The 20800-nt window shown below is 60.2% G+C and carries 21 protein-coding genes; 9 read left to right on the forward strand and 12 right to left on the reverse strand.

The genetic code is table 11. The annotated features are described in order from the left end of the window. Nucleotides 1-18 precede the first annotated feature (18 nt). From SynBIOSE41_RS12700 to pgeF, 3 genes are read left to right on the forward strand one after another with little or no spacing between them, the layout of a single operon-like run. Complete coding sequence (locus tag SynBIOSE41_RS12700) at nt 19-1314, forward strand: S1 RNA-binding domain-containing protein (RefSeq protein ID WP_186541201.1); 1296 nt, start codon at nt 19-21, stop codon at nt 1312-1314. A gap of 11 nt (nt 1315-1325) precedes the next feature. Next, nucleotides 1326-2225, forward strand: a complete 900-nt coding sequence (locus tag SynBIOSE41_RS12705) for a Tab2/Atab2 family RNA-binding protein (protein ID WP_255475760.1) — start codon at nt 1326-1328, stop codon at nt 2223-2225. Then, complete coding sequence (gene pgeF / locus SynBIOSE41_RS12710; protein WP_186538167.1) at nt 2222-3061, forward strand: peptidoglycan editing factor PgeF; 840 nt, start codon at nt 2222-2224, stop codon at nt 3059-3061. The genes SynBIOSE41_RS12705 and pgeF overlap by 4 nt, the downstream gene beginning before the upstream one ends. A 12-nt stretch (nt 3062-3073) precedes the next feature. Here pgeF and SynBIOSE41_RS12715 read toward each other — a convergent pair whose 3' ends face one another. The 5 genes from SynBIOSE41_RS12715 to hemH form a co-directional block, all read right to left on the reverse strand. Further along, complete coding sequence (locus tag SynBIOSE41_RS12715) at nt 3074-4741, reverse strand: NAD(P)/FAD-dependent oxidoreductase (RefSeq protein WP_186538168.1); 1668 nt, start codon at nt 4739-4741, stop codon at nt 3074-3076. A 68-nt stretch (nt 4742-4809) separates the two neighbouring features. Then, the gene (locus SynBIOSE41_RS12720) at nt 4810-5034 is read right to left on the reverse strand and encodes a GIVxVP protein (protein ID WP_066905794.1); all 225 of its coding nucleotides are present in this window, start codon (nt 5032-5034) and stop codon (nt 4810-4812) included. 1 nt (nt 5035) lies between these two features. Next, nucleotides 5036-5356 (reverse strand): nuclease, encoded by a 321-nt coding sequence (locus SynBIOSE41_RS12725; RefSeq protein ID WP_186541203.1) that lies wholly within the window; start codon nt 5354-5356, stop codon nt 5036-5038. Nucleotides 5357-5391: 35 nt separating this feature from the next. Beyond that, nucleotides 5392-7203 carry a biosynthetic-type acetolactate synthase large subunit gene (ilvB, locus tag SynBIOSE41_RS12730; RefSeq protein WP_186538169.1) on the reverse strand — a complete coding sequence of 604 codons (1812 nt, stop codon included), beginning with the start codon at nt 7201-7203 and terminating at the stop codon, nt 5392-5394. 60 nt (nt 7204-7263) lie between these two features. Continuing rightward, nucleotides 7264-8439 (reverse strand): ferrochelatase, encoded by a 1176-nt coding sequence (gene hemH, locus SynBIOSE41_RS12735; protein ID WP_186538170.1) that lies wholly within the window; start codon nt 8437-8439, stop codon nt 7264-7266. A gap of 71 nt (nt 8440-8510) precedes the next feature. On the opposite strand from hemH, the gene SynBIOSE41_RS12740 reads away from it, so the two are divergent. The 3 genes from SynBIOSE41_RS12740 (at nt 8511) to cobO (ending at nt 11183) form a co-directional block, all read left to right on the forward strand. Further along, complete coding sequence (locus SynBIOSE41_RS12740; RefSeq protein WP_186538171.1) at nt 8511-9701, forward strand: site-specific integrase; 1191 nt, start codon at nt 8511-8513, stop codon at nt 9699-9701. A 169-nt stretch (nt 9702-9870) separates the two neighbouring features. Continuing rightward, nucleotides 9871-10521: a class I SAM-dependent methyltransferase gene (locus SynBIOSE41_RS12745; protein ID WP_186538172.1), complete on the forward strand. Its 651-nt coding sequence runs from the start codon at nt 9871-9873 to the stop codon at nt 10519-10521. After that, entirely contained in the window at nt 10518-11183 is a 666-nt protein-coding gene (gene cobO, locus SynBIOSE41_RS12750) for a cob(I)yrinic acid a,c-diamide adenosyltransferase (RefSeq protein WP_066905802.1), read from the forward strand. The genes SynBIOSE41_RS12745 and cobO overlap by 4 nt, the downstream gene beginning before the upstream one ends. Nucleotides 11184-11186: 3 nt before the next feature. On the opposite strand, the gene SynBIOSE41_RS12755 is transcribed toward cobO, so the two are convergent. Continuing rightward, entirely contained in the window at nt 11187-11372 is a 186-nt protein-coding gene (locus SynBIOSE41_RS12755; protein ID WP_186538173.1) for a hypothetical protein, read from the reverse strand. Nucleotides 11373-11474: 102 nt separating this feature from the next. On the opposite strand from SynBIOSE41_RS12755, the gene pyrH reads away from it, so the two are divergent. Genes pyrH through SynBIOSE41_RS12770 form a run of 3 tightly spaced genes read left to right on the forward strand, consistent with a single transcriptional unit; the run spans nt 11475 to nt 13866 of the window. Further along, nucleotides 11475-12182, forward strand: a complete 708-nt coding sequence (pyrH, locus tag SynBIOSE41_RS12760; protein WP_066905806.1) for a UMP kinase — start codon at nt 11475-11477, stop codon at nt 12180-12182. Nucleotides 12183-12190: 8 nt separating this feature from the next. Then, a complete protein-coding gene (gene frr / locus SynBIOSE41_RS12765; RefSeq protein ID WP_066905808.1) occupies nt 12191-12739 on the forward strand; it encodes a ribosome recycling factor in 549 nt (182 codons plus the stop codon). Then, nucleotides 12736-13866, forward strand: coding sequence for an NAD(P)/FAD-dependent oxidoreductase (locus SynBIOSE41_RS12770; protein WP_186538174.1), 1131 nt, complete (start codon nt 12736-12738; stop codon nt 13864-13866). Before frr ends, SynBIOSE41_RS12770 begins: the two co-directional genes overlap by 4 nt. Here the strand turns inward: SynBIOSE41_RS12770 and SynBIOSE41_RS12775 are convergent. The 6 genes from SynBIOSE41_RS12775 to SynBIOSE41_RS12800 form a co-directional block, all read right to left on the reverse strand. Beyond that, on the reverse strand, nt 13863-15329 hold the full coding sequence (locus SynBIOSE41_RS12775; RefSeq protein WP_186538175.1) for an FAD-binding domain-containing protein: 1467 nt from the start codon (nt 15327-15329) through the stop codon (nt 13863-13865). The two genes, SynBIOSE41_RS12770 and SynBIOSE41_RS12775, sit on opposite strands and share 4 nt — an antisense overlap. Nucleotides 15330-15379: 50 nt before the next feature. After that, nucleotides 15380-15766 carry a Crp/Fnr family transcriptional regulator gene (locus SynBIOSE41_RS12780; protein ID WP_066905812.1) on the reverse strand — a complete coding sequence of 129 codons (387 nt, stop codon included), beginning with the start codon at nt 15764-15766 and terminating at the stop codon, nt 15380-15382. Nucleotides 15767-15793: 27 nt separating this feature from the next. Continuing rightward, nucleotides 15794-16966, reverse strand: a complete 1173-nt coding sequence (locus tag SynBIOSE41_RS12785; protein ID WP_066906121.1) for a transaldolase — start codon at nt 16964-16966, stop codon at nt 15794-15796. Nucleotides 16967-17058: 92 nt separating this feature from the next. Continuing rightward, nucleotides 17059-18864, reverse strand: a complete 1806-nt coding sequence (locus SynBIOSE41_RS12790) for a penicillin-binding protein 2 (protein WP_186538176.1) — start codon at nt 18862-18864, stop codon at nt 17059-17061. Nucleotides 18865-18867: 3 nt separating this feature from the next. Continuing rightward, nucleotides 18868-19323 carry a hypothetical protein gene (locus tag SynBIOSE41_RS12795; RefSeq protein WP_066905816.1) on the reverse strand — a complete coding sequence of 152 codons (456 nt, stop codon included), beginning with the start codon at nt 19321-19323 and terminating at the stop codon, nt 18868-18870. Between the two features lie 83 nt (nt 19324-19406). Further along, a complete protein-coding gene (locus SynBIOSE41_RS12800; protein WP_186538177.1) occupies nt 19407-20783 on the reverse strand; it encodes a CPBP family intramembrane glutamic endopeptidase in 1377 nt (458 codons plus the stop codon). Nucleotides 20784-20800 lie beyond the last annotated feature (17 nt).

Here is a 20800-nt window from a genome sequence, read left to right on the forward strand (position 1 = left end):
CCAAGGACGATGGGTCCCATGGCCGGAACAGAACGTCAGAATTCACGACTGGATGGTGGCAGAGGAGCTGCAGCTTCGGCGCAGCCACCACGAAAACCGCTTCAGGTGATGCACATCAGCAAGCGGGAAGAGCAGGACCGTCTACGCAAGGAAGCGGAACAAGCCCGCGCAGCTGCAGATGCAGCGGCAGAGCGTGCCGCACAGCTCGAGCAGGCCGCACTCGCCGCAGAAGGTGGTCAATCTGTTGCGCCCAGCCCTCCTGCACCTCCAAGAGGGCCACAGGTGTCTTCCACTGCATCGCGGGATCCCGACGATGACGATCTGGCCGGAATGACCATGGCCGACCTGCTCGGCGCCTCAGATACAGGACGCCGGCTGAACAAGGCACCCGCCGAAGCGGCAATTGCAGCGAGCCGCAGCGTTGATGATTTTGATTTCGATGAGGATGCCTTCCTCGCAGCGCTTGATGCCAATGAGCCTGTAGGCACAACCGGTGAGGTGGTCACCGGCACCGTGATCGGTATGGAAAGCGATGGTGTCTATGTCGACATCGGCGGCAAGGCTCCAGGCTTCATGCCCAAAAGCGAATGCGGGCTGGGAGTGATCACCAACCTGAAGGAACGTTTCCCCAAGGGACTCGAGGTTGAGGTGCTGGTCACCCGTGAACAGAACGCCGATGGGATGGTCACCATCAGCTGTCGTGCCCTGGCACTTCGCAAGAGCTGGGACAAGGTCAAGCAGCTCGCCAAGGACGGCAAGGTGGTTCAGGTCAAGATCACCGGTTTCAATCGTGGGGGTGTCACCTGCGACCTCGAAGGGCTGAGGGGTTTCATCCCCAGATCCCAGCTTCAGGAGGGCGAAAATCACGAAGCACTGGTCGGAAAGACACTTGGCGTCGCTTTCCTGGAAGTCAACTCCGAGACCCGCAAACTGGTGCTTTCCGAGAAGCGCGCCGCAACGGCCGCCCGTTTCTCAGAGCTTGAAGTGGGGCAATTGGTGGAAGGCCAGGTGGCCTCCATCAAGCCCTATGGACTGTTCATCGATCTGGGAGGCGTCAGTGGACTCCTCCATCAGTCAGTGATCACCGGTGGCAGTCTGCGATCGCTGCGCGAAGTCTTCGGACAGGGCGACACCGTGCGGGCGCTGATCACCGAACTTGATCCCGGCCGAGGCCGGATCGGACTCAACACTGCGCTGCTGGAAGGACAGCCAGGAGAGCTTCTCGTGGATAAGGACACCGTCATGGCTGAGGCTGCCGATCGAGCCAACAGAGCCCGTAACGTCCTCAGGCAGCAGGAACAGTCAGCTGGATGATCACAGCTTCCATGTCTGCCGGTGACGCCGGCCCCCAGTCCCGGACCCATCGTCAGGCCGACTGGGAGCTGGATTTCTATTCAAGGCCCATCCTGGAGAAGGATGGGAAGAAGCGCTGGGAGCTGCTGATCATCAGCACCCCCGACATCAACGGCAGCGAGTGCTTCCGTTTTGCAAAGCTCTGTCCGGCTAGCGAGGTGAATTCCACCTGGTTGGCCGCGGCCCTGCGAGAAGCATTGGCTGAGGCTGAAGATCAGGGTTGGAAGCCACCGCAGAGGCTGCGCGCCTGGCGAAGTGCCATGAGAACGATGGTGCAGCGTGCTGCCGCAGAGCTGCTTCTGGAAGTGGTGTCGAGCAGACGCACCTATGCGCTGCTCGACTGGCTTGATGAACGCGAGCGGACGCTGTACCCGCAGGAGGAGGGCTTCATGGCAGGCCCCCTGGCCCTGCCGCCTTCACCGGTCGAGACCCCGCCTTTGCCCTTGCCCGAAGCCGTCCGGGGCGACGCCTGGACCTGGGCAGGTCTTCCGGTCGGCAGCCTCAAGGATGCAAGTGAGTGGCCTCTTGGCTTCAACGGCCTGCTGCCGGTTCCACCCTCTCTCGAGACGGATCTTGAAGTGCCTGGCCTGCGTCTGTTCAGTCGCACCAGAGCCCTGGCCCTCGCTGGTTGGCTGGGTGGGCTGGAACCAGTGCGGCTGCGAGTGAGCTCCCTCCAGCTGATTCTTGATGCTGGTCAGGACGACTCCTGGCTGGTCAGTGATCTGAGCCAACAGGAAGCCGAACAGATCTCAGCAGCTCTGGACGCTTCGCGCCTGAACCTGCATGGGCTTCAGTTCATCTCTGTGCAGAGCTCTCCGGATCGTGAGCATTTCGAAGGCTTCTGGATGCTGAGGGATCAACCGCAACCATGAGCTCCACTCAGGGAGCAGACCCAGTTGTTGCCTCTGAGAGTGAGGATCCTCTCTCTCAGCCCGACAGCCGCTTCAACACCCTGCCGGGGTGGACCTGGGTGGGTTGTTATGGCGGTTATTACCTCACAGCGGACCACCTGACTCACGCGGGCTTTGAGCATGGATTCTTCACCCGTCGCTGGCACGGTCGTGGGCCAGACGAGCTGGCTGCCTATCTCTCATGCGGTGTCTCCGTTCATCGCCCGCAACAGGTGCATGGGAACGTCGTGCTTGAGGCCTCCGCTGCCGCGGCAGCACCATGGCCCGATGCCGACGGCCTGGTGAGCGATCGCGGAGGACAGAGCCTCTGGGTCTGTGGAGCCGACTGCACCCCTGTTCTGATGGCGGATCCCGACAGTGGGCATGTTGCCGCATGCCATGCCGGCTGGCGTGGCGTGGCCAGCCGCATCCTGCCCGCGGCCATCGCCAGGCTCGAACAACGAGGCGCCCGAAGGGAACGGCTGATCGTCGCCCTTGGACCAGCGGTCAGTGGTGAGCGCTATCAAGTGGAGCAATCAGTGGCCCTTCAGGTGGGTGAGGCGTTGGCAGCCGAACCGAGATCACTGGAGGAGCTGCAGAGGCAAGCCGTGCTTGATCCCGATCCAGAGCAGGGGCGCTGCCGTCTCGATATTCGACAAGCTGCCGTGCAGCAACTGGAAGCGGAAGCGATTGACAGCACCAGGATCAGGACATGTCCGCTCTGCACAGTCGCTGAGCCCAGCCTGTTTCACTCCTGGCGACGCGATCAGGTAAAGGCGGTTCAGTGGAGTGGAATCGTGGGGCAGGCTGCGATTTGAATATCACAGTTTTCAATTCGATGTCTGTGGAAGCAGACGCAAGGCAACCGCCTCAGCAGCACGGATGCCGTCGATCGCAGCCGAAAGAATTCCGCCCGCGTAACCGGCACCCTCGCCAGCTGGCGTCAGACCGATCACATTGATTGATTCCAGCCGATCATCCCGAGGGATGCGCAACGGCGAAGAGGTGCGGGTCTCGACCCCGGTCAGCACGGCATCGGGATGGTCATACCCGCAGATCTTCTGACTGAATGCCGGCAGAGCTTCCCTCAGAGCCTCCACCATCGGTTCCGGCAGAAGCTCTGCAAGGTCAGAGGGTTGGACACCTGGTTGATAAGAGGGACTGATTGATCCGAGACATGTGGATGGCCTTCCTGCCACGAAATCCTCCTGTCGCTGCACCGGAGCGCTGTAGTCCTGACCGCCGAGCTGAAAAGCGAGGGATTCGAGTTCACGCTGGAACACCAGACCCGCGAGTGGATCCCCTGGCCAGCGCTCATGGGCCTCCAGGTCTGCATCCGACACAGGGATCACCAACCCGCTGTTGGCGTTGCGTTCGTTGCGTGAGTGCTGGCTCATGCCATTGGTGACAACACGGCCTGGTTCTGAGGTCGCACCCACCACAAACCCACCCGGGCACATACAGAAGCTGTAAACGCAGCGACCATTGGCAGCGTGATGCACCAGCTTGTATTCAGCGGCACCAAGCAACGGATGGCCAGCGGCATCTCCCCAGCGTGCGTTGTCGATCAGCGACTGCGGATGCTCGATGCGAAGACCAATCGCGAAGGGCTTCCGCTCCAAGGCAACACCTGTCCGATCCAACATCGCAAAGGTGTCCCTTGCCGAATGTCCAGGCGCCAGAACCACCTGACTGCAGTCAAGACGACTGCCATCGGCCAGTTGCAGACCAGTGATGCGCATCGGCTTGGCCTGTTTGGAGCTGGCAGGCTCCAGCAGGAGTTGTTCCACGCGGGAACCAAAGCGCACCTCACCGCCAAGAGCCTCAATCTGAGCACGCAACCCCCTGACCACTGTCGCCAGCTTGAACGTGCCGATATGGGGACGATGACGAGTGAGGATGTCGCGGTTGGCACCGCATTTCACCAGCTCTTCCAGCACTTTGCGCCCGTAATGAACGGGATCACTCACCTGGCTGTAAAGCTTGCCATCGGAAAAGGTTCCAGCCCCCCCTTCGCCGAACTGCACGTTGGATTCGGGCTTGAACGTCGATTGACGACGCCAGAATCCAAACGTGTCGCGGCTTCGTTGCTTCACCGCCTGCCCGCGCTCAAGCAACAGTGGGCGTAATCCCATCTGTGCAAGCAGCAATGCTGCAAAGTAACCACAGGGTCCTGCCCCAATCACCACTGGGCGCTGCCAGGACGCATCGACCAGATCGGATGGAGCACGCGCAACGAATCGGTAGGACTCATCTGGACTGCGACGAATGCGCCGGTCGGTCGAGCGTCGACGCAGCAACGCTTTCTCCCCCCGTACCTGAACATCCACGCTGTAGATGATCCGGATTCGATCCCGACGACGGGCATCGATGCTTTGCTTCACCAGTTGGCAGGAGATCAGTTGCTCCCGAGGGACTCGCAGGCAACGCAGAACAGCCTGCTCAAGGTCATCCTCGGAATGGTCCAACCCCAGTCGAAGCTCGCTCAGGCGCAGCACGAGCTCTCTCCTTTCCTGACCCCTGTTCAAACACTACCGAGCGGAGATCGGAAGGATTGCTCGCACCCCTAAGGGGACTGCTCTGTTGTGTCGTCCCTGGACTCAGCTTCGGGACTCCCCCCGGGAATCGCCAGTGAAAGCAGTCCGGCGATCAGCAGCAGACTGCCGATGCCGATGGCAAGAGAGCGGTTTTCAGACGCGACGTCACCCCAGATGGCCGTACTCAGAAAAGCTGAGCCGAGAAGCACACAGGGCACCATCACAATTCCTGAGGCAATGCGGTTGCGTGCCATCTCAGGCTCCGGGGCAAGTGACCTGAGCCAGGCCTTCACTCACCAGCGCTGCGCCCAGATCGAGATCATCTCCGATCGGAGTGACCCTTGCCAGCAGAACTCCATCTGCACTGCCCTCCGGCCGCAGATTCACCCTTCTCCGACGGGGAAGCGCACTACGCATCCAATCCTGCGCTTGCTGCTCATTTTCAGGCTCAACCTGCACACAGGCCAGTTGCACACTGTAATTGCGATTGCGGTCACCGACCTGAAGCAGCGTTGCCGAACGCACCTGCAGAACCTCTGCGGCAAAAGCCTGAGGAGGCATCACAAACAACAGCATCAGACTGAGAGCCGCTGCGATCAGAATGCCGGTTCTCACTGGCCTCCGGGGTTGGAGGAAGAACTTCCGGAATCCTGGAAAGCCAGCTCTGGATGGGACGGCAGCCCCACCATCTGGGCATTGCTGCAACCGGGGGGAACCATCGGATAGCAATTCTCACCACGGCGAACATGCACATCCACCAGGATTGGATTCGGTGAGGCAAAGGCTTCCGCCAGACTGTTGTGAAGATCGGCGCGCTCAACAATCTTCATGCCTTCCAGGCCAAAGGCCTTGGCCAGCGCTTCGAAATCCGGCATGCCACCAAGCATGTCAGAGGCGGAATAACGCTCTGAGTAAAAACTCTCCTGCCATTGACGAACCATGCCCTGCCAGTGATTGTTCACAATCACCACCTTCACTGGGAGCCTGTATTGAGCGAGGGTGCCCAGCTCCTGGATATTCATCAGCACACTGGCGTCACCTGCGATGCACACCACCTGACGATCAGGACAGGCGACCTGGGCACCCAGGGCGGCAGGCATCCCAAAACCCATCGTCCCCAGTCCGGCGCTGCTGATCCAGCCACGTGGGCCATTGCGCAGATACTGAGCAGCCCACATCTGATGCTGTCCCACATCTGTCGTGACGATGGCTCCAGGGGCCAGGTCACGGACAGCCATCAGAACTTCCTGAGGATAAATGGGCCCTTCCTGAGGCGGAATGGAAAGGGGATAACGCTCTTTCCAGTCGCGAATCCTCTCCAACCAAACGCTGGTCTGCGGCTCGGGAGAACGGCGCAGGCTCAGATCCACCAGCGCGGCAAGGCTGGTGCCGACATCACCAAGAACGGCGACATCAGGGCGCCTGTTCTTGCCGATCTCAGCCGGATCGATCTCGAAATGAATCACCCGTGCACTCGGGGCAAAGGTATCGAGCTTGCCGGTCACCCGATCATCAAATCGAGCCCCGACTGCAATCAGCAGATCACAATCGGTCACTGCAAAGTTGGCGTAGGCGGTGCCATGCATGCCCAGCATGCCCAGCGCCAGTGGATGGTTCTCATCAAAGGCGCCCTTCCCCATCAGCGTTGTGGTGACAGGGATCTGATAACGCTCAGCGAGCACGGCGACGCTGTCGTGAGCGGATGATGCGATCGCACCGCCCCCCACGTACAGAAGAGGGCGCTGGGCTTCGGAGATCAGATCAAGCGCTGCCTCAATCGACTGGGGATCAGGCGGAGGAGTGGAGCCGAACCCTGCAGGGACAACGGATCCCGGCTCAACCGGGATGTAATCAAACTCCTCCTGGCCAACATCCTTGGGGATGTCAATCAGAACGGGACCGGGGCGACCTGAGGCAGCGATGTGAAAAGCCTGCGCAACCACTGAGGCGAGATCTGCTGGGTTTCGCACAACCCATGAATGTTTCACGATCGGCAAGGTGATGCCGAAGATGTCGGTCTCCTGGAAGGCATCGGTCCCAATCGCCGTCCTCGGAACCTGGCCGGTGATGACCACCATCGGCACGGAATCCATCTGGGCGGTCGCAATACCCGTGACGAGGTTGGTGGCTCCAGGGCCGGACGTGCCGAAGCACACCCCCACACGGCCGGTGGCTCGGGCATAGGCATCGGCTGCGTGGGTTCCGCCTTGTTCATGACGAACGAGGAAGTGGCGCAACCAACCCTCGCTCTCCGCAATGTGCAGGGCGTCATAGATCGGAAGAATGGCGCCGCCCGGATAGCCAAAGATCGTGTCCACTCCGTGACGACGCAGCGCATCCATCAAGGCCTGAGCTCCGCTCATCCGGCGGCTTCCATCTCGGCTGGACGCTGTGTCGGCCGTGGGAGCGGAGATCAGCGTCACTGTGTCTTCACGGGGAACTGAACCTCAAGATTAAGGGCCGACCTGCCGGTTTGCCGGCGCTCAGAGCAGTCCCAGTGCATGCAGTGGACCCTGGCCACTGATGATTTCGAGAAGAAACGCGGAGAAGCCCAGCATGGCCAGTCGCCCGTTCCAGACTTCGGAACTGTTGTTCCAACCCCACTCCCATTTCTCCTGGGGGTAGAGCTTCACCTTGGTTGGCAGTTCAGCTGCCGCATCAAGGCTGACTTCAGGCCCTTCAAGGCTGGTCACCACAAGATCAGCCAGTCCCTCGATGAAGGGGGGGTAGGTGTCGAGGGCCCGAACGCGCCGGAAATTCACCACACCTGACTCGGTGGCGAGTTCTCGGTACTCGATGTCAATTTCCTCAAGCGTTTCGATGTGCTCACTGACAAAACTGATCGGCACCACAACCAGATCATTGGTCTTGGCTTTGCCCAGCTCTTCCAGAGCCTCTTCGGTGTAGGGCTTCAGCCACTCAACAGGACCCACTCGGCTTTGATAAGCGAGGGTATGGGGATTGTCATGGCCCAGAAGCTCTTGAAGCTTCTTCATGATCAGAGCGGTGCAAGCCTCGATTTCCTGTTGATAAGGATCACCGGCTTCTTCGACGTAACTCTTCGGGACACCGTGGGCGCTGAAGAACACATGAGCCTGGTGAGGGTCATCACTGTTACGAACTTCCTCAGCGATCAGCTCAGCCATCGCTGTGACGTAGCTAGGGTGATCAAACCAGCTGCGGATGCAGCGGATCGGCAGTTTCTCGAAGACACCGTCTCCCTGACGCAGCCGCTGCAGCTCACGGAAACTCGACCCACTGGTGCTGATGGAGAAGTGCGGGTAGAGCGGCAGCACAACCACCTGATCCATGCCGTCAGCCTTGATGTCTGCAACGGCGGACTCCGTGAAGGGATGCCAGTAGCGCATGGCCACGTAGCTGGTGGCCTCGATACCCCGTTGACGCAGCAGGCTCTGCAACTCTCTGGCCTGCTGCTCGGTAATCCGCCGCAGTGGAGAGCCTCCACCGATGGAGCGGTAGGCGCTCTGTGACTTGCCGCTGCGCAAGGTGCTGATCAGCCAGGCCAAAGGTTTCTGCAGAGCGGGAATCGGCAGCCGGATGATCTCCGGGTCAGCGAAGAGATTGAAAAGGAAAGGACCTACGTCCTGAATCCGCTCAGGGCCACCCAGATTGAGCAGTACGACACCGACCCGAGCCATGTCTGGAAAGGATTGCAGGGGTTGAGAGTAACCCCCGTTAACGGCATCTTGACGATGTCCTGAAGGAAAGGATGACTCGTAGCGAGCCGCTTGAAGAGATCAGGCGAAATTCGAATGCAGCGCTGGCCTCGATCGGCATCGGCCTACGTATCGAATGTCGCGGTCGTCGGTTAAACCTGCGTGGCTTGTTGCCTGGGCGTCAGCAACCAGGCCAGCGATCAGTGCAACGTCTCAGCCTTGGCCTTGAGAATGACAGGGATGGCCTGCGCGAAGCCGAGCAGATCGCACGGGTCATCGATGCTCAGCTCAAACGCGACCAGTTTCGATGGGAGCAATGGATCGAGGCACCAGCGCAGAAGACGACCACATCCGGCTCATCGGGTCGAGCACGGGCTCTACTGGACCAACAACTCATGGGCTTCGAGCAAGCCTTTTTTGCCGATCCACGGCGTCGCCGATCCCCTTCCGGCAGTCGAACCACATGGACAGGGGCCTACAACCCCTACCTACGTCGACTGCGCACACTTGCCGGCCAGGACAAGGGCCCAATCGCTGCAGAACTGCTGCTTCAGACCCTGCACAGCTACCCCGATGGAAGCCGCAGTCGCCAGCAATGCAGCACCGCCCTGGGCGGCCTGGCCAGGCATCTGGAACTGGAACTGCCTGAGCACTGGCGAGCAGAGGCAGCGGGCTATGGCTTACATCGAGCGAGGTTCCGCCAGCTCCCCAGCGACCAACAGATTCTCGAGAGCATTCTGCAGATTCCCAATCCACGCTGGCGACTGGCCTATGGCCTGATGGCCACCTATGGCCTTCGCAACCATGAAGTGTTCTTCAGCGACCTCTCCGCTCTGTGCGCTGAAGGAGATCGTGTGATCCGGGTACTGCCCACCACCAAAACGGGTGAACATCAGGTGTGGCCTTTCAGTCCGGAATGGGTCGAGCGGTTTGACCTGTTGAAACTTGGGCGAGAGCCGCATGCTCTGCCGATGATCAACACCGATCTGAGCAGAACCACCCTGCAGCAGGTGGGACGACGCGTCACCGAGCAGTTTCGCCGCTACGACCTTCCGCTCACCCCTTATGACCTTCGTCATGCCTGGGCGGTGAGAACCATCCACATCGGTCTGCCTGACACGGTTTCTGCAAGAATGATGGGTCACTCCGTGGCGATTCACACCCGCACTTATCACCACTGGATTACCCGACGCGATCAACAGCAAGCGGTGGATGCGGCCCTGGCCCGACAACATGCGTCGTGAGACACCAGTGAATCCAATGGTTATGCAGCTGATCACAGCGGTTGCGTTGTGTTCAACGAAGCGGATCGCTCCCTCAGCTGACTGCCGGCTTTCGGTTCCTCAGACCGCTGTCTATCAGCGGCAGGATAAACAGGCTGGATGACGTCCCTCGCATCCTTCCCTGATCCTGATGACCTCGTTTCTGCGGCCCCTGGCCTACCGCTACCGCTGGATTTACGACACGGTCACGGCGATCTCATCGCTGAGCGTGGGTGGAGTAGAGAAACTCCGCAGCCTGGGGCTGGAAGCCCTGCAACCCAGGATTGAGCCCGGTGCAGCTGTGCTGGATCTCTGCTGCGGCAGCGGCGAAGCTGCAGCACCCTGGCTGGCCGCGGGCTTCCGTGTCTCAGGGCTTGATCTCTCTCCGCTCGCCCTGGCGCTGGCCGCCCGAAGACACCCAGGCCTCAAACGGGTGGAGGGATTAGCGGAGGAACCACCGCTACAGGACGAAAGCTTTCTTGCCATTCAGCTGAGTGTGGCGCTGCATGAATTTCCTCGCCGCGAGCGAGAGCTGGTGCTGCGTCAGAGTTTGCGCCTGCTGAAACCGGGTGGCTGGTTGGTGATTGTGGACCTGCACCCCGCCGGACCTTGGCTGCGACTGCCGCAACAACTGTTCTGCGCCTTGTTTGAAACCGATACGGCCATGTCCATGCTGGAGGACGACCTGCCCTCTCAGCTGCAGCAACTCGGTTTCACGGCGGTGAAGCAGGAGTTGCTGGCAGGGCAGGCCCTGCAACGGATCACCGCTGCTCGCCCCAGCCTCGACGCAACTTCTTTATGAGCAACAACAATCTCGATCAGACGGCCGCTGAACTGGGAATGGGTGGCAACCTTGCACCGGAGCGGGACGATGCCGGTTACCGAAAGCGCATGGAACGACGCCAGCAGGTGCAACGCCAGCGGGTCGAGGAGCGCAACAAGGAAAAGGGACTGATCCTGGTGTTCACCGGACACGGCAAAGGCAAGACCACGGCAGGCCTAGGACTGGTGCTTCGCACCCTCGGCCACGGTGAACGGGTGGCTGTTGTGCAATTCATCAAAGGTGGTTGGGAGCCGGGTGAAGCCAGAGCGTTAAAGGCCTTCGGCGACCAGATCTGCTGGCACGCCCTGGGGGAGGGATTCACGTGGGAAACCCAGGACCGCAAACGTGATCAGCAACTGGTCACAGAGGCCTGGCAAACCGCTCTAGGCCATCTGCGTGACGAACAGATCAAGCTGGTTCTGCTCGATGAACTCAACGTGGCGATGAAACTGGGCTACATCGATCCGGAAACGGTGATCGCTGGTCTCAGAGAGCGGCCTGAACTTGGCCATGTGGCCGTCACCGGTCGAGGAGCACCGGCAGCATTGATCGAAGCGGCTGATTTGGTCACGGAAATGACCCTGAGCAAACACCCGTTCAGAGAGCAGGGTGTCAAGGCTCAGGCAGGCATCGAATACTGAACCTCAGTCCTGGGCCAGATCGCGTCTGATCAAGCCCGATGCAGCGGTCAGCACCGACAGACCGCTGACCAGCAGAGCACGATGAACCACGGGATCCCGCCAGCAGGATGGATCCTGACTGGCACGGTGCAGTGCGGAGAGGGTGAGGCGTGCCATCACCGAACTGCGTCCACCGATCTCATCAGGCATGGGGGCATTGACGTTGGCCCATCCAAGCGGTTCCAGCGCGTGTGCGCCAGTAGCAGGACCGTCTGATCCTGCTTGCTACTGTCAGCTGGATCAGGTGGATGAATGGCCTACGCGCGTGCACTCCTGAAACTCAGTGGAGAGGCACTGATGGGAGATCAGGGCTATGGAATCGATCCCGCCATCGTGCAGTCCATCGCTGAAGACGTCGCCAAAGTGATTGAGGGCGGCACACAGCTGGCAATTGTTGTGGGCGGCGGGAACATCTTTCGAGGCCTGAAAGGATCAGCCGCTGGAATGGATCGAGCCACCGCCGACTACGTCGGCATGCTGGCCACTGTGATGAATGCGATCACACTCCAGGACGGACTGGAAAGAGCAGGTGTACCAACCCGAGTACAAACCGCCATCGGCATGCAGGAAGTGGCCGAGCCCTACATCCGCCGCAAAGCCATCCGCCATCTCGAAAAAGGCCGTGTCGTGGTCTTCGGAGCCGGTTGCGGTAACCCCTTCTTCACCACCGACACCACGGCAGCCCTACGGGCCGCCGAAATCAATGCGGATGTGGTGTTCAAGGCCACCAAGGTGGATGGGGTCTACGACAAGGATCCCGCCGTGCACGCCGATGCCGTGAAGCAGGAACACCTCACCTACCAACAGGTTCTGAGCGGTGAACTGGCCGTGATGGACAGCACGGCCATCGCCCTTTGCAAAGACAACAACATTCCGATTGTTGTTTTCAATCTGTTCGAACCTGGCAACATCGGCAAAGCCGTGGCTGGAGAGCCGATCGGTTCCCGGATCAACAACTGACAAGCGTTATGTCGAAGCAAGACCTCGAAGCGAGCATGCAGAAGTCGGTGGAATCCACCCAGCGCATGTTCAACACCATCCGAACAGGGCGGGCCAACTCGTCTCTGCTGGATCGCATCTCAGTGGAGTACTACGGCGCTGAAACACCCCTGAAATCGTTGGCCACGCTGACAACACCTGACTCACAGACCATCCAGATCCAGCCGTTCGACATCAGCTCACTGGCGGGGATCGAGAAGGCAATCGCGATGAGTGAACTGGGCTTCACCCCAAACAACGACGGCAAGATCATCCGCATCAACGTGCCACCCCTCACTGAGGAGCGGCGCAAGGAGTTCTGCAAGCTCGCCTCCAAATACGCCGAGGAAGGCAAGGTGGCCCTGCGCAACATCCGCCGCGATGCCATCGACAAGATCAAGAAACAGGAAAAGGAGGGTGAATTTTCCGAGGATCAAAGCCGTGACGAACAGGAGAGCATCCAGAAAACGCTCGAGAAGTTCATCGCGCAACTGGAGAAGCACCTGGCCGACAAGGAGGCCGACATCCTCAAGGTGTGATTGAAACCGACGTTGCCGTGATCGGGGCCGGAGCTGCCGGCACATCAGCTGCTTTTCACCTCGCTCACGCAGGACATTCAGTCACCATTCTCGAAGCGGAGACCGTGGCTCAGATCAAGCCCTGCGGTGGAGGCATGGCCTCCTCTGTACAGAGCTGGTTCCCTTTCGACCTCAGCCCAGCGGTTGATGATGTGATCCGCCAGGTCGACTTCAGCTGGTGTCTCGAGGATCCGGTTGTGGCCGAACTACCTGGGGAAGCACCGTTCTGGATCGTCAGACGTGAGCATCTTGATTCCCTACTGCTTGAGCAGGCTGTGGGTGCCGGTGCCAGCGTTCAGCGGCCGTTTCGCGTGATGGCACTCGAACGCACCGGAGAGTGCTGGACGCTGACAGGGGAACAGAGAGAACCTGTTCGAGCCAGAGCGGTGGTGATCGCCGATGGATCAGGGTCCCCCTGGCCGCAAAAGGTCGGCATCGGCCCAAGCTCCCTGCATATGGCGAGCACGCTTTCAGTTCGCCTGGAAGGTCTCGGAACACTCGCTCCTGGTACGGCGCGCTTTGAATTCGGCCTGGTGCACCACGGTTTTGCCTGGGCTTTCCCACTGGCAGACGGGATCAATGTGGGAGTTGGCACCTTCATCGGTCGTGACGTCACCGATTCGGAGACGATCCTGAATGCACTACTGCCTGATCTCGGCTTTTCTGCCGATGCAGGTCTTCGGCAGCAGGCCAGCCTGAGGGTCTGGAACGGGCACAGCACGCTTCATGCCGACGGAGTGGTGGCCGTGGGCGATGCCGCATCGCTCTGCGACCCCTTCCTTGCTGAAGGATTACGACCAGCTCTGATGAGCGGCTGTGAAGCCGCGAAGCACCTGGACCTCTGGCTGAACGGCGAAGAGCAATCCCTACGGGGCTACTCCAGGGCGATGCGACAGCGCTGGGGCGACTCCATGGCCTGGGGTCGTCGAATCGCGCAGGTGTTTTACCGCTTCCCCGGTGTGGGCTATCAGCTGGGGATCAAACGGCCGACGGCTCCCCGACGAATCGCCCAGATCCTCTCTGGAGAGATGGGATATGGCGATATCGCCCAGCGAGTCATTCGCCGGCTGCTGCTGCAGCGCAGCTAGAGATCGAAGGCCAGTTGCTGAACGGATGGATCACTCAGGCGACGACGTGCGCGTCGTCGGGAGGATGCCGGCAGACCAGCCCGCCTGGAGCCATGTCGCCGCTGAATGGCATCAGCATGACGATCAAATCCAGCTGAACGCCTGATCGCGAAGATCCGCTCCTTGGCCTGCCTGGCCGAATCAGCACAATTCACAATCGGCATGACACCGTTGAACGCCCAGGGTTCGTGAAGATGCACCGTGGGAACATCAGCCAATTCAGGACACCAGCGGCGGATGAACACCCCGTCCTGATCATGGTCACGACCCTGCTTGATCGGGTTGTAGACCCGGATCGTGTTGATGGAGGTGCTGCCCGACTGCATCTGGCATTGACTCCAGTGAATTCCCGGTTCGTAATCCACAAACTGACGGGCGAGGTGCAGACCGCTGTCCCTCCAAGGCAGCCACAGGTTGTAGCTCGCGAACGACATCAACATCGCCCGCATCCGGAAGTTGATCCAACCATGCGCTCTCAGGGCGCGCATGCAGGCATCCACAAAAGGCACCCCCGTCCGGCCTTCGGCCCATGCCGCCAGACGTTCGGCATCAGGATCACGCAGATCACGCATGAAAGGGTGAAAGTCCTGCCATTCAATCGATGGCTGATCCTCGAGCTTCTGGATGAAATGACAATGCCAGTGAAGTCTTGAGCCAAAGCTGCGGGCACCGCGTCCCTGCATGCCACGACTGCGCTGAAGCACCTCACGCATGGACAGGCAACCCCAGGTGAGATAAGCGGAAAGCCTGGAACATCCCGTGAAGGCTCGGTTCGGACTGGAAATGGATCGGCAGTACTGCTCCACACGGTGCTCCAGGAAGTGCCCGAGTTCGTTCAGCCCGGCATCACGGCCACCCCGCTGACGATGCGGACACGGATCAGGCCCGAGTCCCAGGTCAGCGGCCGTTGGCAACTCGCCGGGCGTGACACCCTGCAGTGGCTCGAGATGGTCGGGAGCAGGCGTGATCGACTCCGCCATCCGCTCTTCCCAGCGCCGGGCCCATCCACCACGCGTCCGTAGCGGCCGGATCACCCCGAACTGCGGAATCTGTCTCCAGGGAATGCTCCGCTCCCTTGCCCAGGCAGCGACGCGCCGATCTCTGGCGTAGGTCCAGTCATTACCGGTTTCTTCATGACTCCAAAGGCCCGACACACCAAGCTGTCGCCTGGCACGCTCGAGCACTGCCACTGCATCCCCACAACGAATGACCAGGGGCTGACCGAGGGCTGCCATCGCCTGGCGGAGATCGAAAAGCGCCTCCCTGCAGAATTCCCACTGACGGCCCGATGCATCCTGCTGAAGCCAGAACTCGGGTTCAACGATGTAGAGAGGCAGCACGTCTCCAAGGGCCAACGCCTGGATCAGCGGCCTGTGATCCTCGAGCCGCAAATCACGCTTGAACCAGACCAGCTGCACTGCCATCGAATGCGGGACAGCTCCACCCAACTCAGACGAAACTAATCAGCCCGGGATCAGGAGTGGGTTGCGATCTTCAGATCACGCAGACGGGCGTCAACAGAGGCCAGCAGCTCGATGGCGAACATGGGCGACTCCTGGACGGCAAACAGGAATTTCTCACGGTTCATCTCAATCAGGCGGCAATCGGTCTCGGCCTGTGCTGTGCCGAGGCGGCAATGACCCTCCATCACAAGGGCCCCTGCACCAAAGACGTTGCCGGCCTCGATCAGTTCGTATCCCTGCTGACCGTTCTCATTGGTCCAGGACAGTCGAACAGTTCCCTCAAGAACACCGAACATCGACGCTCCGGGGTCGTCGGCCTTGAAGATGACGTCACCAGCATTGACGGCGTGCACCTCGCTTTTCCGAGCGAGGGCACGCATGGTGTCAAGAGCATTCACGGAGTGACAATCGGAAGCACGGGAAGATCAGGCCCTGGTCAGTGACAGGGCAGAGCCGAAACCACGACGAACCTCCTCCTGGGTGAGTCTGCCGTCATGATCCGCATCCAGAGCATCGAAGACGGCATCACTGCCCAGCCACTCATCCCTGGTGATGCAGCCGTCACCATTCATGTCATTGAGCATGAAGATCTCCTGCACGGCATGACCGAAGGCCTGTCCTCCTTCGAGTTCCGCCAGCCGATGGGCAAGCATGCTCTCCAGAGTTTCGATGGCCTTGCTGAACCCCTTGATGCCCTCGCCAAGTTTGTCGGTGGCCATGCGATCGGCAGCCATCATCGAATCGAACATGTCCCGGTCGACATGAATCTGGGACTCGCTGCTGGATGGATTGGCACCATCGAGCTTGCGGGTGAGCGTGGCCTCACTGGAACGCAGCTGATCAAGCAGCTTGGGTGAAATGGTGAGCAGATCACAACCAGCAAGCTCGGTGATCTCATCGATGTTGCGGAAACTGGCCCCCATCACCTCGGTTTTGTAGCCATAGGCCTTGAAGTAGTTGAAGATCTTGGTCACAGACAGCACGCCGGGATCTTCAGGACCGGGATAGGAATCCCTTCCCGTATCGGCTTTGTACCAGTCAAGGATGCGGCCAACGAAAGGTGAAACCAGGGTCACACCGGCCTCTGCACATGCCGCGGCCTGAGCGAAGCCGAACAGGAGAGTGAGGTTGCAGTGAATTCCTTCTCTCTCGAGGACTTCAGCGGCCTTGATCCCCTCCCAGGTGGAGGCAACCTTGATCAGCACGCGATCGTTGCTGATTCCAGCGTCGTTGTAGAGGCGGATCAGTTTGCGGCCCTTTTCAATGGTGGCAGCAGTGTCGTAACTGAGGCGTGCATCCACCTCAGTGGACACTCGGCGAGGAACGATCTTGAGGATCTCCTTGCCGAAGATCACACTGATCTCATCAAGCGCCTCCTTGACCACTGTCTCGACGGGCGCGCTGTCGCCGATCAGACGACGGGAGGACCGCAGTGCCTCGTCGATCAGGCTTTGGTAGGCAGGGATCTGAGCAGCTGCCAGGATCAGTGAGGGATTGGTCGTTGCGTCCCGTGGCGTGAATTTACGGATCGCTTCAAGGTCACCCGTATCCGCCACCACGACGGTCATTGCAGAGAGCTGCTCAAGAAGAGTTGCCATGTCGCTAAGGGCTTGTTGCTCGTAACGTAGCTGCGTTTTCGCAGCTGGCATCTTGCGAGAAAGTGCAACCTCAGGCGAGCCAGAGCAGCGCTTCAACCTGCTTGAGCTGGAGCAGAGCTGCGCGCTGTGCTGGGCGGGATCTTTTCAATCACCAAGAGACCGTCGATGATTGATTTCGCAACCGGCAGAGCCACTGTGGATCCGTAGGCATTGTCTCCCTGGGGCTCATCCACCACCACCAGCACGACATATTGCGGATCATCGACGGGAAGAGTCGCCACAAAGCTGCAGATCAAAGCACCGGGCACATAAACACCGTTCAGAGCCTTCTGAGCCGTTCCAGTCTTGCCACCGATGCGGTATCCCGGTGTTCGGACTCCCTTGCCGCTTCCTTGCTCAACCACAGATTCCATCCAGGCCATCACCGTGCTGGTGACCTCAGGTTTCAGCAGTGGCTTGCCCTGACGCGATCCAGGCGGAGCCAGCGCATCGCCGGCTCTCAATCCTCGGGTGATGTGGGGGCTGACAAGACGGCCGCCGTTGGCGAGTAATGCGTGGAGCTGCACCAGCTTCAACGGTGTCAGTGAGAATCCCTGACCAAAGGAGGCCGTGGCTGGCTCGATCGGCTGGGTGGTGAACTGCTCCTTGGTCTTGAGCTGACCGGCAACGGCTCCGGGCAAATCGGTGTCCGGCCGTGCATCCAGACCGAGGCGACTCAACCAGTCCCAGTAGGTGGAGGAGGACAACTTGCGCATGGCTTGAACCATGCCGACATTGCTGGACACCTGCAGCACTGTGGCGAAGTCAATCAGACCGTTGGCTCGCCGGTCGTGATTGTTGATCGGCCAGCCACCGATGGTGACTGAACCGCTGTCCTGAACACGTCCTGTTGTCTGAATGGCATTTTCCTGAAGAGCCAGCGCCAGGTTGATCGGCTTGAACGTCGATCCGGGTTCATAGAGGTCCTGAACCGACCATTCCCGGAAACGACCCGCAGGAAAACTCCAGTAGCTGTTCGGGTCGTACGTGGGAACGGATGCCAGGGCCAGCAACTCACCATTGGTGACATCCATAACGATGGCAACACCCTTCTGGGCTTTCCAGGTTTTGATCTGTGCGGCAAGGGCCTTGGCGGCAACGGCCTGCAGACGCGCATCGAGGGTGAGCTGAAGACGCAGATCGTCCCCGAAAAAGACTCCGGCATCGAGATTGTCGGGCAGCGGAGTGCCATCGGCTCCTCTGCGAAGACTTCGGGGCTGTTCATGGCGCTGAAGTTCGTTGTGTCGGCTTTGTTCAAGCCCCGCCTGAGGTTCTCGATCCTGATTGAGGAAACCAACCACGTTGGCGAACAGATCGCCCTGGGGGTAGACGCGGTGGGGGTAGGACTCCAGATCAACTCCGGAGATGCCAGCTGAGCGGATTGTTGATGCCGTCTCGGGGTCCAGTCCCTCAATCAGCTTGATCCCAGAGGGACGATCGCCGATTCGCTTAAGGATCTCCGCCTCAGTGAGTTTCAGCAAAGGCGCCAACCGTGCCGCGACATCAGCGGGGGGGCGAATCAGCGTTGGGGCATCACCGGGAAGATTGAAGTAGCGCGGATGCAGCCAGAGGCGATAGCGCTCTTCGTCAAGAGCGATCAGCCGCCCGGTGCGGTCAACAATCGGCCGACGGGTTCCCAGTGGCTTGGTGCGCTGCGTCTGCACTGAACGGGCACGACCTTCAAGCTCGCTGGCCTGAAACACCTGCAGCCAGGCCATTCTTCCCATCAACCCGACAAGCCCCAGACACAGAAGTGCAAACACGGAGCGCATTCGTCCTGCCGGGACTGGCTCCAGAGGCACAACTCTCCTGCGCTGACGGCTGGATCCCGACCGGGTGGGATTGGTGGAACGGCCCATGAATCAGTAGCCGTGATGAATGGTGCGCTCCATGAGCGAACCAAGCATGGCCAGATGATCGACCCCTGGCTTGGCTGCAGCCGAAGAGGGACGATCGAGGTAAACCAGATTGGCCACCGTGGTGGGGACCATCTGCTTGGGGGTCTGGGAACGCTCCAGCAGATGTCGTTCGAACATGGCCGTGGATTCGGTCAGACGATGGGCCAGGTCCCTGGTCATTTCAAGCTGACGGAAGGCCAGCGTCCAGCGATGCTGCCAATGGAGCGTGAGACCACTGAGCACAAGAACAGCTGCGAACACTCCGATCAGGCTGCCGTCTGCCGTGCGGTGCAGGCCCGCCAACAAAGGGGACTTGCGTGCAACGCGTCGTGCAGAGAGCGACCCCTGAATGACTTCGAACGGACTACTGGCAGCAGGACGTTGCGCGGAGGACGGTTGTGACTGCGGAACCGCGACCACGGATAAGGCTCATCAATGCGCCAGTGAACCATCTGAGGGAGGACACCGCAAGCCTGAAACCTTGACCAGGACTGAAGATTGGATCAGCCGCCCAGCAACACGAGGTTCAGAAAGGTCACGCCGTTCCAAAGGGCATGCATCACCACGCAGGGAAGCAGGCGGCCGGTGCTGAGACGCAGGAGGCCGAGGCCGAGGCCGAGCACCAGCAGCGGAGCCAGTTCGCCGATGCTGAGATGGGCCACAGCAAAGACCAGAGCACTCACCAGCACGCCTCCCGATCGGCCGAGAAACTGGCCCAGCACAGGCAGCAGCACGCCGCGGAAGATCGTTTCTTCAAACAGCGGCGCCAGAACAACAGCCGTGAGAGAGAGCAACAACAGGGCGAGTGGGTCCTGACTGTTGAGGACGATCTCAAGCAATGGGTTGCTGCCCCCCTGATCGCCGATCAGACGAGTGATCAACCAGCCGCTCAGAACAACGGGAGGCAAAACCATCAGCCAACCGCGGGCCCCCTGAAGCAAGGCACTGCCCAGAGGCTGAAGCCTCCACTGCAGCCATCCTTGCGGAGGCATCTGTGCACGGTCCAGCTGCCCCAGCTGCTGACGCAGAATCAGCAGGGGAGGTCCCGCCAAGGCGACATAACCGAGAAACACGTTGACGCCCTGTGTCAGTGGCGCTGAAAGGCCACGCGTGAATGTGGAGGCGATCGGAATCACCAACAGAGGCATCAACACCTCCCCAAGCACCACGAAACCGCCCGCCACAAGCAGCACCATGTCCAGAACCCCGAGCGGGGGAGCGAGCAGAGTGGGCCATGACGGCAGTCGGCGACGCAGCAGTTGCCATAAATGACGCAACAACAACAGTCCACCGAGCAGTAGGGCCAGGAGGGGAAGCAGCTCACTGATCACCAGCCGGCGTGCGGCCCTCTTGGCAGACGCCTGATCGAGACAGCTCTCCTCTTCACCACCGAGTGCCTCACAGGCGAGTCGACGATTTAATGGGTCGGAGGTCAGCAGCAGCAGCTTGGAACGCTGCTCAGCCGAGACATTGCGGCTGTCGTCTTTCGCGAGAGCTCTCTGAAGCTGAAGCAGATCACTGGATTCGAGATCCACCTGCTGGAGGCTGCGCCGATGCTCTGGATCCGTCTCCAGAGCAGTGAACAAAATCTTCTGGCGGTCATCCAGCCGGTCCAGTGGAATTTGTCGCAGGCTGCTCAGCAGGGAATCGGAGGCATCCGCTCCAAGCAGAAGCGTTCGCAGAGACGAGGGAATCTGGGGTTCTGCCAGCAGCGTCAACTCCTGCTGCTCCAACGACAATGCAGGTGCGACAGAAGGTTTGGCGAAACTGTCCACCAGCCCTAACACCCAAACAGCGGTGGCCAGCACCAGCGATAGAAGGGCAAGCAGCACCTTCCAGGACGGGGCCGCCGTTGAACGTCCGGAGGGTGGGCTGGTCACACAGAGCGGGCAACTGC

Origin of the sequence: Synechococcus sp. BIOS-E4-1 (assembly GCF_014279995.1) — a bacterium.
In the GTDB taxonomy this organism is placed as follows: domain Bacteria; phylum Cyanobacteriota; class Cyanobacteriia; order PCC-6307; family Cyanobiaceae; genus Synechococcus_C.

What these genes read in the sequence shown, in the direction of transcription:
- SynBIOSE41_RS12740 (WP_186538171.1), top strand. Translation starts at nt 8,511, where the DNA reads ATGACTCGTAGCGAGCCGCTTGAAGAGATCAGGCGAAATTCGAATGCA.
- cobO (WP_066905802.1), top strand. Translation starts at nt 10,518, where the DNA reads ATGAGCAACAACAATCTCGATCAGACGGCCGCTGAACTGGGAATGGGT.
- pyrH (WP_066905806.1), top strand. Translation starts at nt 11,475, where the DNA reads ATGGCCTACGCGCGTGCACTCCTGAAACTCAGTGGAGAGGCACTGATG.
- SynBIOSE41_RS12705 (WP_255475760.1), top strand. Translation starts at nt 1,326, where the DNA reads ATGTCTGCCGGTGACGCCGGCCCCCAGTCCCGGACCCATCGTCAGGCC.
- SynBIOSE41_RS12745 (WP_186538172.1), top strand. Translation starts at nt 9,871, where the DNA reads ATGACCTCGTTTCTGCGGCCCCTGGCCTACCGCTACCGCTGGATTTAC.
- SynBIOSE41_RS12775 (WP_186538175.1), bottom strand. Translation starts at nt 15,329, where the DNA reads ATGGCAGTGCAGCTGGTCTGGTTCAAGCGTGATTTGCGGCTCGAGGAT.
- SynBIOSE41_RS12790 (WP_186538176.1), bottom strand. Translation starts at nt 18,864, where the DNA reads ATGGGCCGTTCCACCAATCCCACCCGGTCGGGATCCAGCCGTCAGCGC.
- hemH (WP_186538170.1), bottom strand. Translation starts at nt 8,439, where the DNA reads ATGGCTCGGGTCGGTGTCGTACTGCTCAATCTGGGTGGCCCTGAGCGG.
- SynBIOSE41_RS12700 (WP_186541201.1), top strand. Translation starts at nt 19, where the DNA reads ATGGCCGGAACAGAACGTCAGAATTCACGACTGGATGGTGGCAGAGGA.
- SynBIOSE41_RS12720 (WP_066905794.1), bottom strand. Translation starts at nt 5,034, where the DNA reads ATGGCACGCAACCGCATTGCCTCAGGAATTGTGATGGTGCCCTGTGTG.
- pgeF (WP_186538167.1), top strand. Translation starts at nt 2,222, where the DNA reads ATGAGCTCCACTCAGGGAGCAGACCCAGTTGTTGCCTCTGAGAGTGAG.
- SynBIOSE41_RS12755 (WP_186538173.1), bottom strand. Translation starts at nt 11,372, where the DNA reads ATGCCTGATGAGATCGGTGGACGCAGTTCGGTGATGGCACGCCTCACC.
- SynBIOSE41_RS12785 (WP_066906121.1), bottom strand. Translation starts at nt 16,966, where the DNA reads ATGGCAACTCTTCTTGAGCAGCTCTCTGCAATGACCGTCGTGGTGGCG.
- SynBIOSE41_RS12725 (WP_186541203.1), bottom strand. Translation starts at nt 5,356, where the DNA reads ATGCTGTTGTTTGTGATGCCTCCTCAGGCTTTTGCCGCAGAGGTTCTG.
- frr (WP_066905808.1), top strand. Translation starts at nt 12,191, where the DNA reads ATGTCGAAGCAAGACCTCGAAGCGAGCATGCAGAAGTCGGTGGAATCC.